Source organism: Agrobacterium sp. fls2-241-TYG-188a (genome assembly GCF_030209845.1).
In genome coordinates this window covers 416,987-430,963 of sequence record NZ_JARVRD010000003.1, presented here as the reverse complement: position 1 = coordinate 430,963, position 13,977 = coordinate 416,987, and the positions used below count along the sequence as shown (strand labels likewise).

The 13,977-nt window shown below is 57.9% G+C and carries 12 protein-coding genes; 8 read left to right on the top strand and 4 right to left on the bottom strand.

What is annotated here, in order from left to right:
* Window positions 1-42 precede the first annotated feature (42 nt).
* Window positions 43-756: a polysaccharide deacetylase family protein gene (locus QRN85_RS16020; RefSeq protein ID WP_284759294.1), complete on the top strand. Its 714-nt coding sequence runs from the start codon at window positions 43-45 to the stop codon at window positions 754-756.
* 7 nt (window positions 757-763) lie between these two features.
* Here QRN85_RS16020 and QRN85_RS16015 read toward each other — a convergent pair whose 3' ends face one another.
* Window positions 764-1,300 (bottom strand): AAA family ATPase, encoded by a 537-nt coding sequence (locus tag QRN85_RS16015; protein WP_284759292.1) that lies wholly within the window; start codon window positions 1,298-1,300, stop codon window positions 764-766.
* 131 nt (window positions 1,301-1,431) lie between these two features.
* Between QRN85_RS16015 and QRN85_RS16010 the strand changes: the two genes are divergently transcribed.
* Window positions 1,432-1,662: a hypothetical protein gene (locus QRN85_RS16010; protein ID WP_062584861.1), complete on the top strand. Its 231-nt coding sequence runs from the start codon at window positions 1,432-1,434 to the stop codon at window positions 1,660-1,662.
* 51 nt (window positions 1,663-1,713) lie between these two features.
* Here QRN85_RS16010 and QRN85_RS16005 read toward each other — a convergent pair whose 3' ends face one another.
* The 3 genes from QRN85_RS16005 to QRN85_RS15995 form a co-directional block, all read right to left on the bottom strand.
* Complete coding sequence (locus QRN85_RS16005) at window positions 1,714-2,640, bottom strand: response regulator transcription factor (RefSeq protein ID WP_284759289.1); 927 nt, start codon at window positions 2,638-2,640, stop codon at window positions 1,714-1,716.
* Window positions 2,637-6,035, bottom strand: coding sequence for a hybrid sensor histidine kinase/response regulator (locus QRN85_RS16000; protein WP_284759287.1), 3,399 nt, complete (start codon window positions 6,033-6,035; stop codon window positions 2,637-2,639). Before QRN85_RS16000 ends, QRN85_RS16005 begins: the two co-directional genes overlap by 4 nt.
* Before the next feature lie 72 nt (window positions 6,036-6,107).
* On the bottom strand, window positions 6,108-7,142 hold the full coding sequence (locus QRN85_RS15995) for a glutamine synthetase beta-grasp domain-containing protein (protein ID WP_062584866.1): 1,035 nt from the start codon (window positions 7,140-7,142) through the stop codon (window positions 6,108-6,110).
* A 486-nt stretch (window positions 7,143-7,628) separates the two neighbouring features.
* On the opposite strand from QRN85_RS15995, the gene QRN85_RS15990 reads away from it, so the two are divergent.
* From QRN85_RS15990 to urtE, 6 genes are all read left to right on the top strand, one after another.
* Window positions 7,629-7,829, top strand: coding sequence for a DUF2735 domain-containing protein (locus tag QRN85_RS15990; protein ID WP_082469596.1), 201 nt, complete (start codon window positions 7,629-7,631; stop codon window positions 7,827-7,829).
* 186 nt (window positions 7,830-8,015) lie between these two features.
* Window positions 8,016-9,305, top strand: a complete 1,290-nt coding sequence (gene urtA, locus QRN85_RS15985; RefSeq protein WP_284759284.1) for an urea ABC transporter substrate-binding protein — start codon at window positions 8,016-8,018, stop codon at window positions 9,303-9,305.
* Between the two features lie 263 nt (window positions 9,306-9,568).
* A complete protein-coding gene (urtB, locus tag QRN85_RS15980) occupies window positions 9,569-11,185 on the top strand; it encodes an urea ABC transporter permease subunit UrtB (RefSeq protein WP_284759282.1) in 1,617 nt (538 codons plus the stop codon).
* Window positions 11,182-12,360, top strand: coding sequence for an urea ABC transporter permease subunit UrtC (gene urtC / locus QRN85_RS15975; RefSeq protein ID WP_062584872.1), 1,179 nt, complete (start codon window positions 11,182-11,184; stop codon window positions 12,358-12,360). Before urtB ends, urtC begins: the two co-directional genes overlap by 4 nt.
* A 5-nt stretch (window positions 12,361-12,365) precedes the next feature.
* Window positions 12,366-13,127 carry an urea ABC transporter ATP-binding protein UrtD gene (gene urtD / locus QRN85_RS15970; RefSeq protein ID WP_502870787.1) on the top strand — a complete coding sequence of 254 codons (762 nt, stop codon included), beginning with the start codon at window positions 12,366-12,368 and terminating at the stop codon, window positions 13,125-13,127.
* A gap of 39 nt (window positions 13,128-13,166) precedes the next feature.
* Entirely contained in the window at window positions 13,167-13,862 is a 696-nt protein-coding gene (gene urtE, locus QRN85_RS15965) for an urea ABC transporter ATP-binding subunit UrtE (protein ID WP_062584875.1), read from the top strand.
* Window positions 13,863-13,977 lie beyond the last annotated feature (115 nt).

The window sequence follows — 13,977 nt, the reverse complement described above, 5'->3', positions numbered from 1 at the left end:
CGCAACAAATGGCCATCGATCATGCAATCAAAGGTGGCATTCATGTTCTGGCGTTATGCCGCTGGCCTCATTGTTGTCGTTCTCCTGTCCGTCGGCTTGTTCGGCCTTCATCTCTACAGCAAATCCCGAACATCCCAGTTGTTCGGCGAGATGGTCGCGAGGGTTGAGACCGCCAAGCCACTTGTCGCTCTGACGCTTGATGATGGACCATCGGCACGTTTTACCAATGATGTTCTGGCAGTCCTTCGGGAGAGAGATGCCAAGGCGACCTTTTTTCTGACTGGCAAAGAGGCGGGTGAAAATCTGGCGCAGACGAGGATGATCGTCAATGCGGGCCATGAGATCGGCAACCATTCCTATAGCCATGCGAACATGGCCTTCATGGGCCCCGCCAGCGTCAAGGACGAGGTGGAGCGTACCGATGCGGCCATCCGTGCTGCAGGCTATGAGGGCGAGATCCTGTTTCGCCCGCCCTTCGGCAAGAAACTTGTGAGCCTGCCCTGGTATCTTTCGCAGCATGGCAGAAAGACAATCATGTGGGATGTGGAGCCGGAATCCTATCCCGACCTCGCCGGCAACCCCGACGCCCTTGCCAAACACGTCATTGATCACGCGAAGAGCGGCTCGATCATTCTGTTGCATGTGATGTATCGCAGCCGCGACGTATCGCGTCAGGCTCTGCCGCTGATCATAGACGGATTGCGCCAGAAAGGCTTGGAATTGGTGACCGTATCGCAATTGCTTCAGGCACGTTGATCCTGGCTCAGCCCAGCATTTCCAGAACCAGATCCGCACGCTCGCTGACACTGACTTTCGGAAGCACCACGGGATCATAGGAAAGAGTATGGTAATCGCGGAGCAACCGTTCGTACTCCGCAACGGCGGCGCTGAAATCATGCTGACGCTCGCCATCGGAGACATAGATCTCAGGCCATGGCGGTGTCAGGAAGACGCGGCTGTTGTAGCGGTGGCTGTTCCTCAACCCATGAAGCAGCCTGTCTGCGGCCACAGCGTGTAGGGCAGAGGCTGCGTCCACTAAGCCCCGATCAAAAAACACCCAGCCTGTCGCAGGCGCATTTTCGCGATCTTCGAGGGACATGGCGACGGCGCGACGGGCAAATGCTTCCATATTGATCCAGGGAAGGGCCGTACCCTGACCTGACGTTTCCTGCCTCACGATGCGACGACCGGGCTCCTCGACGGTCGCATGACCGCGCCTGGAAAGCTCTGCCAGAAGGGTGGATTTACCACCACCCGAGCAGCCGGAAAGGATGACCAGATTGTCTGCCCTGTGTCTCATATCCAGTCTCCTATACTATTGTACGCCAAGTGCTTTTTGAGCGTGGCAATATTACGCAGGATTAATATTTGGAGTTGGAACCCTTGGCGAGATCACGCGTTTGTCAGCAACCCAAACAAAAGGTCTCATCCATGAAAACCATCCTCATCTCTTCCCTGATCGCCGTTTCTTCCTTCTTCACCTTTTCTGCGCCATCCTACGCTGAAACCGTAACGGTCACCACGACGCAGAAGGTACGTACGCCTATGCGCGAAGAGTACCGCCCGCGCCACCACCGCGTTGCCCGCGATTGCTTTGTCAAGAAGGTGCGCACGCATCATCACGGTCGCGTGGTCGTGAAGGAAACGCGTATCTGCCGCTAAAACCGGCATTTCGTAATGAAAAAGGCGGGCGCTGCTTTTGCGCCCGTTTTTTTATGTGTCGTGCAGGATATGCGCTGCCTTCACGGCTGCAGAGGCACGGTTTTCCACGCCGAGCTTGACGTATATCTGCTCCAGATGCTTGTTGACCGTTCTTGCGGAAAGCCCGAGAATATCGGCGATATCCCGGTTGGCCTTTCCTTTTGCAATCCACAGCAGCACTTCGGATTCGCGCACGGTGAGGGCAAAATGTTGCCGCAGCAGCGCGTCGGCTGACTTGTCGCTGGCTGCTGTCAGACGAAACAGATGCTCGTCTGGCCCCATCGCGCCGAGAAACGTCAGTTGCAACATCGCCCCGTCCGCCGGCTGAATCGTCAGCGGTGCATCGCGAAGTGCATCATTGCCGCGGTCTGACAGCCATTTTGAAATGTGGACAGAGACCATATCAAGCCCGTCATCGCGGCCGGTTGCGGCATTGACCAGCCGCGTTGCCTGCGGCGTGGACCAGTGAATGGCGCCATTGGCGCGCACCGCCAGCAAATGTCGGCCTGCTGCGTCCAATGCGACCCGTGCGCTTTGGGCTGACCGGGCATTGGAGAGGTGAACGCGAATACGGGCGCGCAATTCGTCGATATTGATCGGCTTGGTCAAGTAGTCGACGCCACCGGAGCCGAGTGCCCTGACCACATGCTCGGTTTCCGTCAGCCCCGTCATGAAAATGACAGGGACCTGCGTGATCGCCGCATTGGATTTCAGCCGGATGCAGGTTTCAAATCCATCCATGGCGGGCATGACGGCATCCAGCAGGATGATGTCGGGGGTGATGCGTTCGGCAATGTTGAGGGCAGACTGGCCCGACGTTGCGATCAGGACGGAAAAGCCGGACTGCTCCAGCGCCTCGGTCAGAAAGCCCAGCGCATCCGGGCTGTCATCCACCAGAAGCACGATATCTTTCGCCAGCGCGGCAGACGGTACGCTCATGGCTGACTGTCCTTTTTGATGGTGTCCGGGCTATCGAACTGGCTGAGAAAATCTGCATAGCCCGCCATGTCGAATACCTGGACATAGGTGCTCAGCTTTTCCGTAAAGGCAAGGTTTTTCGGGGTGTTGGCGAGATCGGCCAGTTTTGCCTCGATGCCTCTTATATAACCGATTTCGCCCAGTTGGCGCAAATCCTTGACGTGGGATGGCCCCGGTGAGGTCATTTCTGCCGTCGGGTTTTTGGCGGGCACGACGACATCGGTATCATAGACCCATGTCAGGCCAAGATGGACCGCCAGCTTGTCGCACAGCTGGCGGATATCGACAGGCTTTGCAATTGTGTCGTTGTGGTTGTCCTCGCCCGCACCGGCAATGGAGCCATCGCCGATATTGGCAGAAAGCATGATCAGCGGCGCGGTCTGGCCCGCCTCGCGCAGTTTTGTGACAAGTTGCCAGCCACTCATGCCGGGCATGGAAATGTCGATGAGGAAAAGGTCCGGCTTGACGCCCTCGATCAGAGCCAGGCAATCCGGTCCGCCCTGCGCGGTCAGCACGACGAAATCGAGCGGGCTCAGTACCTCCCGCATCAGTTCACGATGGTCCTCATTGTCATCGACAACGACGATGGTCCTGCGCGGGCCGGAATAGGACACGATGGTCTTTTGCGGTGCCGGTGCGGTGCTGGGACGGTCCACAGCAGACAGCATCAGCCGTATCTTGAATGTCGAGCCCTTGTCCTTTTCACTCACAACGGAGATTTCACCGCCCAGTGTGTTGGTCAGTAGCTGGGTGATGGTTAGCCCAAGGCCTAGCCCTGGCATGGGGCGTAGGCTTTCAGCCTCGCCGCGCTGAAACGGTTCGTAGATCCGGCTCAGATCCTTTTCGGCAATGCCGCGTCCGGTATCGGAAATGGTGAAGGTCGCGACCTGGCTGCGATAGGCCACATCGAAGCCTACTTCGCCTGCATCGGTAAACTTGATGGCGTTTGACAGAAGATTGACGAGAATTTGCCGCAGGCGCTTTTCATCGGTGCGGACATATTGTGGAAGCGCTCGCGTGCGGGTGTGCTTCAGCTCCAGCCCCTTTGCCTGCGCCTGCGGACGGAAGAGATCGAGGATCTGGTCGAGAAAATCCTGAATGTTGATTTCGTTGGAATAGACCTGCAGACGGCCTGCCTCGATCTTGGATATGTCCAGCAGCCCGTCGATGAGCCCGGAGAGGTGATCGGCGGAGCGTCGGATGACCTTGATTGCCGATTGGCGGGGCTGCGGGATGGTGTCGTCACGCTCCAGAATCTGGGCGTAGCCGAGGACGGCATTGAGCGGCGTTCGCAATTCATGGCTGAGACCGACGACATAGCGGCTCTTCGCCCGGTTGGCAGCTTCCGCCGTGTCCTTGGCGTTTTGAAGTGCAGCATCGGTCTTCTTGTGGGCTGCAATTTCCTTGAGCAGCAGCGTGTTCTGGCGTGAAGATTCCTCTTCTGCCACCACCCGGCTGTCATGGGCGAGAACCAGAAACCAGCAGACGATACCCGCTATCACGGCGAAGACGAAGAAGACCGCAAGGATGGTGCGATTGACCACATCCACCGTGGCGGGGGAGGCGGCCCCGACCTGATGGGCGATCAGCGCCAGCGTTGCCCCAAGCACGATGATGGCGAGTGCCGCCGACATGGCGTAACGGCCAAGCCGTGTCGCCAGCCGGGCCACAAGATCATCCGGCAGAAAGGAGCGGGCAACGGTTGCCACTTGGTAGTTCAGCTTTGCCTTTGGCTTGCACATATCGTGGCAACGGCTGTCCAGTGAGCAGCAGAGCGAACAGATGGGCGCGGCATAGGCGGGGCACCAGGCCATGTCCTCAGGCTCGAAAGGATGCTCGCAGATGGAGCAGGTGATGCTGCTTTCCTGTGCCCATTTTTGCCGTGGCTTGCGGGCCAGATAGAATTTGCCCCTGGTGCCCCAGGCGATCAACGGAGAGACGGTGAAGGCAACGAGCAAGGTCAGATAGGGTGCGAGCGAGGCGGCGATGGCGCCGAACATGCCGAAATGTGCCGCAAGCGCGATTGTTGCGGCCAGCGTCATGGTGCCAACGCCAACCGGGTTGATATCGTAGAGGTGGGCGCGTTTGAATTCGATGCCGGGTGGTGCAAGGCCGAGCGGCTTGTTGATGAAAAGATCAGCCGAGATGGTGCAGAGCCACGCCATGGCGATGATGGAGAAGATGCCCAGCGTTTCTTCCAGCAGCCGGTAGATGCCGAGTTCCATCAGCAGCAGCGCGATCAGCACGTTGAACACCAGCCAGACGACACGGCCCGGGTGGCTGTGGGTGAGCCGGGAGAAGAAATTCGACCATGCCAGCGACCCGGCATAGGCATTCATCACGTTGATCTTCAGCTGCGAGATGACAACAAAGGCGACCATCAGCAGCAAGGCGGCATTTTCATTGGGTATCATGTAGCCAAATGCCGTCAGATACATCTGCGAGGGATCGGCTGCGCGATCTACCGGCACGCCTGAGCTGAAGGTCAGCACGACAAGGAACGACCCCGCCAGAAGCTTGGGTACGCCAACCAGGACCCAGCCCGCACCGGCGAGAAAGACGGCAAAGCGATGCCGCAGCTTCAGCTTTCCCTCGGCTGGCAGAAAGCGAAGGAAATCCACCTGCTCGCCGATCTGCGACATCAGCGCCAGTATGACGGCAGAAGCCGCGCCAAATTCGACCAGATTGAAATCAGCCATCGTCCCCGCAGGACCGGACGCGTGATGAATGCCGGCAAAGGCGCGCCAGAGATCGAACTTTTCCCAATCCAGAAAAGCGATGAAGATGAAGGGCAGGATGTTGAGCACGATCCAGAAGGGCTGGGTGATGATCTGGAACCGGCTGATGAGGCGCACACCATGGGTGACGAGCGGAATGACCATGACGGCGGAAATGATGTAGCCGATCCATAGGGGTATGCCGAGCGCCAGTTCCAGCGCGCCGGACATGATGGATGCCTCAATGGCAAACAGCATGAAGGTGAAGGCGGCGTAGATCAGGGATGTGATGGTGGAGCCGATATAGCCGAAGCTTGCACCTCGCGTCAGAAGGTCGATATCGACGCCGTAGCGGATGGCATAGCGGCTGATCGGCACGCCGACAGCCAGCATGACGGCGGAGGCGACGAGAATGGCGAGAAACGCGTTGGTCGTGCCGTAGGAGAGGGTGATGGCGCCGCCGATGGCTTCCAGCGCAAGAAAAGAGATGGCGCCGATGGCGGTGTGGGAAATGCGGCTGGATGAGAACTGTCGGGCGCTCTTGGCTGTGAAGCGCAGCGCATAGTCTTCAAGCGTCTGGTTGGCGACCCAGCGATTATATTCGCGCCTGACGGGGATGATGCGTTGCCGTGCGGCCATGCGTGGTTTCCATAGCCTCGTCGCGGGATAGAAAAATGGCGTCGCCCGGATCGAGCGACGCCATCGGTATTATCAGGCAGCAGCCGACTGCGAGAGCGGCACTTCCGAGATCGTCTTCAGAACAACGGAAGCGATTTGGTATGGGCAGCCCTGGCTGTTCGGACGACGGTCTTCAAGGTAGCCCTTGTAGCCATTGTTGACGAAGGAATGTGGAACGCGGATCGATGCGCCACGGTCAGCAATGCCGTAGGAGAACTTGTTCCAAGGCGCGGTTTCGTGCTTGCCGGTCAGGCGCAGATGGTTGTCTGGGCCGTAAACGTCGATGTGCTCTTTCCAGTTCTTTTCGAAAGCAGCCATGAGCGCTTCGAAATACTCCTTGCCGCCAACTTCGCGCATGAACTTGGTGGAGAAGTTGCAGTGCATGCCAGAGCCGTTCCAGTCGGTATCGCCGAGTGGCTTGCAATGGAATTCAACGTCAATGCCGTACTTTTCGCAAAGGCGGAGAAGCAGGTAACGCGCGATCCAGATCTGGTCGGCAGCGCTCTTGGAGCCCTTGCCGAACACCTGGAATTCCCACTGACCCTTGGCCACTTCGGCATTGATGCCTTCATGGTTGATGCCTGCTTCGAGGCAGAGGTCGAGGTGCTCTTCAACGATTTCGCGAGCGATGGAGCCGACATTCTTGTAGCCGACGCCTGTGTAATATGGGCCCTGTGGAGCTGGGTAGCCCTGCTCAGGGAAGCCGAGCGGACGACCATCTTCGTAGAAGAAGTATTCCTGCTCAAAGCCGAACCATGCGCCTTCGTCGTCGAGAATGGTCGCGCGGCTGTTCGATGGGTGCGGTGTCACGCCATCCGGCATCATGACTTCACACATGACGAGCGCGCCATTTGTGCGGGCCGGGTCAGGATAGATCGCGACGGGCTTGAGAACGCAATCGGAGCTGTGGCCTTCGGCCTGCTGCGTGGAGGAGCCGTCAAAGCCCCAGAGTGGCAGCTGCTCGAGCGTTGGGAATTCATCGAATTCCTTGATCTGGGTCTTGCCGCGCAGGTTTGCTACCGGCTTGTAACCATCCAGCCAGATGTACTCGAGTTTGAACTTAGTCATTACGAACCTCTCATAGGTTAAGATGCGAAGCCTTGATATTCCCTTTGCGAACAAACAGCCCTGTGAACTGCCCTCGCTTTCAAGTGCTGTCCCTATAGAAGCATTCCCCGTGCCAGTTTGACGTGGCAACGACCGGGCGCCGTCTTTTTTTCAAGCGAATGGGTTGTTTGAGGTCAGAAATATCGGAAATATCGCAAGGCGCATTTTTGAAAAACCTAAGCATTTCCGATGCTTTTGGCAGGGCAGAGACAATTTTTGGTCAAAAATGATGCCGTTTCTTTTCGGAAACGTATTTTTCTTGCGAAAATTTCGAAGTTTCGCTCGATATCTGCATAAAGACTGTTCTTTGCACCATGAAGATTATATGACGCCTAAAAAATAGGCGTTCTGATATTTTTTTAATCAGGAGGGGTGTTTTTCGGCGTGTTTGGGCGTATATTTGGGTTGAGGCAAAAATGCTGGCTATTCAACGAGAGAGTGAATGTCATGAGAAGTGAACCGCATTTGGAGAGTGCCACAATCTATCAGTTCCCTGTCGGTGGTCGTGCAGGCTTCAAAGGCATGCGCAATGTGACCGTAACGACGGGCCAGTCGATCTCCACGCCGAAGACGCATGTCGATTTCGACAGCTGGTATCATCAGCAAGCCATTCTCGACACCTGCGATCCGGACAAGCCACACAACTAAGTACGGCATCGCGGGCGGTAGCAGTCCGCCCAAATCTACAGTGAATAAGCTGGCGTTCCTGTTTCGCCACCCTACCTACGTCAATTGACGTATACGGTTTTGCGGATGCGAGACCGATAGTCCCCTCCAGCAGCGGTAAAATAACCGCTGAGCCCATAGAGGCTGAACAGGAGAGGGGTCCTTCCGATGACTTTCAAGAACATGCTTTCTGGCGCTTTGCTCGGCGCCATCTTGTCTACCACAGCATTCCATGGCGCGTTTGCCGCTGACGATACGATCAAGGTCGGCGTTCTGCATTCCTTGTCCGGCACTATGGCGATTTCCGAGACAACTCTAAAAGACGCCATGTTGATGCTGATCGAGGAGCAGAACAAGAAGGGCGGCGTTCTCGGCAAGAAGCTCGAAGCCGTTGTTGTCGATCCGGCTTCCGACTGGCCGCTCTTTGCGGAAAAGGCTCGCCAGCTGATCAGCCAAGATAAGGTCGCAGCCGTCTTCGGTTGCTGGACGTCGTCCTCGCGCAAATCCGTTCTGCCTGTCTTTGAAGAGCTGAACTCCATCCTCTTCTATCCCGTGCAGTATGAAGGCGAAGAATCCTCGCGCAACATCTTCTATACCGGTGCAGCCCCCAACCAGCAGGCTATTCCCGCTGTCGATTATCTGGCCAGCACCGAAGGCGTCGAGCGCTGGGTTCTGGCGGGCACGGACTATGTCTACCCACAGACAACCAACAAGATCCTGAAAGCCTACCTGATGTCGAAGGGCGTCAAGGAAGGGGACATCATGATCAACTACACGCCATTCGGCCATTCCGACTGGCAGACGATCGTCTCCGACATCAAGAAATTCGGCTCTGCCGGCAAGAAGACAGCTGTAGTTTCCACCATCAATGGTGACGCCAACGTGCCCTTCTACAAGGAACTGGCGAACCAGGGCGTCAAGGCTGAAGACATTCCAGTCGTCGCCTTCTCCGTGGGTGAAGAAGAGCTTGCCGGCCTCGATACCGGTCCGCTGGTCGGCCACCTGGCCGCCTGGAACTACTTCCAGTCCGTCGACAGCCCTGTGAATGCCGAATTCATCAAGGAATGGCACGCCTTCACCAAGAACGACAAGCGCGTGACGAACGACCCAATGGAAGCCGCCTATATTGGCTTCAACGCCTGGGTCAAGGCGGTGGAAGCTGCTGGCACGACAGAGACCGACAAGGTTCTGGATACGATCATCGGCGTTTCCGTGCCAAACCTCTCGGGCGGCTATTCCACCGTCATGCCGAACCACCACATCACCAAGCCGGTTCTGATTGGCGAAATCCAGTCTGACGGTCAGTTCGAAATCGTGCAGCAGACCGCGCAGGTCGTCGGCGACGAATGGTCGGATTACCTGCCTGACTCCAAGGACCTGATCTCCGATTGGCGCAAGCCCATGGAGTGCGGCAACTTCAACGTCGCTTCGGGCAAATGCGGTGGCAAGGGCATGTAATGTCGCGCCTCGATCCCTCTCCGTAACGGGGAGGGGTCTACCATCCTGACTGACATGACCTCCACACTCTCCGTCATCCTCGGGCTCGACCCGAGGATCTATCAACGGCAACCGCGTTCTCTCGGAGATGATGGAACACGCCGCAGCGGCAGCAGATCTCCGGGTCCAGCCCGAGGATGACGATAGAGAGGGCAGAGGGGCTGTCCACTCCCGCGTCACCATAGGCACTGATGCATCGCCGTCTCGTATATTGGGGAACTGACATGACGATCCGATTTCTTCTTCGAGCCATGTGTCTGTGGCTGGCGCTCGGCATCGCTGCTCCATCCTTCGCCCAGCAAAGCGATCCTAAAGTGCTGATTGATGCGCTTGGCACGGCTGACTTCAAGCAGGCCGAGACGTTGACGGGCCAGATTGCAGCGTCCGGTGATCCACGTGTGGTTCCCGCGCTTGAAGCCTTTGCGGAAGGCGATCTCTATGTCCGCAAATCCGACAATCGCGTTTTCATGACAAAGGCAGCCGGCGCCAATTTCACGCTTGTCGATCCCCTGACCGGCGAGAGCGCGGGTGAGGCACCGAAGGCCGCGGTCACCAAGATCCGCGTCAACAACAATCTGCGCCGTGTTATTCGCGCCGCTCTGGGTGGCTTGACATTGCTCAGCCCTGACAAATCTGTTCGCCTGGCTGCCGCCGATGCCGTGTTGAAAGCACCGAGCGCCGAAAACCTGCAATTGCTGGAAGCGGCAATCGCCAAGGAAACCGACAGCCAGGTGCGCACGCGTATGGAAGAAGCGCGGGCCGTCTCCGTGCTGGCTTCAGATCGATCCGTCGATGAAAAGCGCGCCGCTATAGAGACCATCAAAAGCCTGGGTGGGCGTGGTGGTGTCAGCATTCTCATGGCGGCCGGTAATGTAACCGACGCCAGCCTGAAACCCGATATCGATGCTGCCATTGCCTATATTGAAAGCACGCTGGCTCTTTGGGACGCCGCGCAGAACATCTGGTATGGCCTGTCTCTCGGCTCCGTGCTTCTGCTGGCCGCCATCGGCCTTGCCATTACCTTTGGCGTCATGGGCATCATCAACATGGCCCATGGTGAGATGGTGATGATCGGTGCCTATTCCACCTTCATGGTGCAGGAGGTGATCCGCGCCAACTACCCCGGCCTGTTCGACTGGTCGCTGGCGATTGCGCTGCCCGTCGCCTTTCTGGTCACCGGTGCGGTCGGTCTGGTCATGGAGCGCGGTGTTATCCGCTTTCTCTATGGACGTCCGCTCGAAACGCTGCTCGCGACATGGGGCATTTCTCTCATCCTGCAGCAGGGCGTGCGTTCCATCTTCGGGCCAACCAACCGCGAAGTTGGCAATCCGAGCTGGATGTCCGGCTCGTTCAGCGTCGGCTACCTCAACTTCACCTGGAATCGCGTCTGGATTGTCTGTTTCTCGCTCTCCGTTTTCTTCGCTCTGCTACTCCTTCTCAAGCGGTCGGCCTTCGGTCTGCAAATGCGGGCGGTGACGCAGAACAGGCGGATGGCGTCTTCCATGGGTATTCGCACCCCTTGGGTTGATGCTTTCACCTTCGCGCTCGGTTCCGGCGTTGCCGGGCTGGCGGGTGTGGCGCTCTCGCAGATCGACAATGTCTCTCCCAATCTCGGCCAGTCCTACATCATCGACAGTTTCATGGTCGTGGTGTTCGGCGGGGTCGGCAATCTCTGGGGAACCTTTGTCGGCGCGCTGACGCTCGGCGTGCTCAACAAGTTCCTGGAGCCGACCGTCGGCGCCGTGCTCGGCAAGATCCTGGTTCTCGTTCTCATCATCCTGTTCATCCAGAAGCGGCCACGCGGTCTCTTCGCACTCAAGGGAAGGGCGATTGAAGCATGATTACCGGCTTCCTCCTTCGGGCGCTCGACCGCCGGATCCTCATCGCCATCGGCATCATCCTAGCCGTCGCGGTCCTCGTGCCTGCCTCCAACCTGCTGCTTCCCGCAGACAGCCCATTCCGCATCCCCACCTACATCATGTCGATGCTCGGCAAATATCTGGCCTATGCCATTCTGGCGCTGGCGCTCGATCTCGTCTGGGGTTATTGCGGCATTCTCTCGCTTGGCCATGCAGCCTTTTTTGCGCTCGGTGGCTATGCCATGGGCATGTATCTGATGCGGCAGATCGGCACGCGGGGCACCTATGGCCATCCGATCCTTCCCGACTTCATGGTGTTTCTGAACTGGAAGGAACTGCCGTGGTTCTGGCATGGCTTCGACATGTTCTGGTTTGCCATGCTGATGGTTCTTGTCGTGCCCGGCCTGCTTGCCTTCGTCTTTGGCTGGTTTGCCTTTCGCTCCCGCGTCAACGGCGTCTATCTCTCCATCATCACGCAGGCCATGACCTATGCGCTGCTCCTTGCCTTCTTCCGCAATGATATGGGCTTTGGCGGCAATAACGGGCTGACGGATTTCAAGGATATTCTCGGCTTTTCCGTACAGGCGGATGGCACGCGCGCCGTTCTGTTTGCCATGACGGCCATCATGCTGGCGCTCTGCCTGCTGATAGCCTCCGGCATCGTCAACTCCAAGTTTGGCAAGGTGCTGGTGGGCGTGCGCGATGCGGAAAGCCGCGTGCGCTTCCTTGGCTTCCGGGTCGAGAACATCAAGCTTTTTACCTTCGTCGTCTCGGCCATGATGGCCGGTATCGCAGGTGCCTTGTTCGTGCCGCAGGTGGGCATCATCAATCCCGGCGAGTTCTCTCCCGCCAACTCAATCGAAGTCGTGGTGTGGACCGCTGTCGGCGGACGCGGAACCCTGATCGGGCCGATCCTTGGCGCGGTGCTGGTCAATGGTGGCAAGAGCTACTTCACCGGCGCATTCCCGGAATTCTGGCTCTTTGCGCTGGGTGGCCTTTTCATTGCCGTGACGTTGTTCTTCCCCAAGGGCATTGTCGGCACCGTCCAACATTATCTTGCAGGCCGCCGGGAAAAGCGGGTGGAAGAGGCCAAGGACAAGGTGCGTCGGACCGAAAATGACGATGCCGTCAAGGCGGCGCAACAGGCTGCGGAGTAGCGACGATGAACATGATCTCCGAAAAAAGAGCCAAAAGCCTGCTCTATCTGGACGGCGTTTCCGTGTCCTTCGATGGCTTCAAGGCTTTGAATTCCCTGTCCTTCGTGGTCGAGCCGGGTGAGCTTCGCGCCATCATTGGCCCCAATGGTGCGGGCAAGACCACGATGATGGATATCATCACCGGCAAGACCCGGCCCAACAGCGGCACGGTGCTGTTCGAAGACAGTATCGACCTGACAAAAAAGGACGAGGCCGATATCGCGCAATTGGGCATCGGCCGCAAGTTCCAGAAGCCGACGGTGTTTGAGAGCCACACGGTCTGGGACAATCTGGAACTGGCGCTCAACCGCAAGCGCGGCGTCTTCGCAACGCTGTTCTATCGCCTGACGGAAGACGACAAGACCCGCATTGAGGAGATCTTGGCCACGGTTCGTCTCGGCCACCGCCGCAATGATCTTGCCGCCAATCTGTCCCACGGGCAGAAACAGTGGCTTGAGATCGGGATGCTGCTGGCGCAGGAGCCAAAGCTCCTGCTGGTCGATGAGCCCGTGGCGGGAATGACGGATGCAGAAACGGCAGAAACTGCGGTGCTGCTGAAGGAAATCGCCAAGACCCGCTCCGTGGTGGTCGTGGAGCATGACATGGGCTTCATCCGCGACCTCGGCGTGAAGGTGACGTGTCTGGCGGAAGGGTCCGTGCTTGCCGAAGGGTCGATCGATTTCGTGTCCAGCGATCCAAAGGTCATCGAAAATTATCTGGGGCGCTAGGTTCGCTGCACGGCGAACGTCATCAAACAGGATTGCATCATGCTGAGCGTCGAGAACATCAATCTTCACTATGGGGCAGCGCAGGCGCTGCGCGGGATTTCCCTCAATGCGCAGATGGGCAAGATTACCTGCGTCCTCGGTCGCAATGGCGTGGGAAAAAGCTCGCTCTTGCGCGCCGTCACCGGCCAGCATCCGCTGAGCAGCGGCACGATTACCTTTGGTGGCGAACCCCTCAACGGACTTGCGCCCTACCAGCGCGCCAAGCGCGGCGTGGGTTATGTGCCGCAGGGCCGTGAGATCTTTCCGCTCTTGACCGTGCAGGAAAACCTGCAGGCAGGCTACGCGCCGCTGCCACGCAAGGACAGGTTCATTCCAGACGATATATTCAGCCTGTTCCCGGTGCTGCAATCCATGCTGTCGCGCCGCGGCGGAGACCTTTCGGGCGGGCAGCAGCAGCAGCTGGCGATTGGCCGCGCGCTGGTGACGCGCCCCCAGATCCTCGTCCTGGACGAGCCGACGGAAGGCATCCAGCCATCGATCATCAAGGACATCGGAAGGGCGATCAAATATTTGCGGGACTCCACCGGCATGGCGATCCTTCTGGTGGAGCAATATCTGGATTTCTGCCGCGAGCTTGCCGATTACGTCTACATCATGGACCGTGGCGAGATCGTTCACGAGGGCGTGGCGGAAACGCTGGATATGCCCGAAGCCCGCCGTCATCTGACGGTCTGAGAGGCGAGTATCCTGTTCACGAATGGAGAAAAGCTTCGCAAAATTGTGAAAGCCATGCAGCTCTGCATGGCTTTTATGCGCAATTTTAGCGTTTCATTGATTAAAAGCCTGTGTT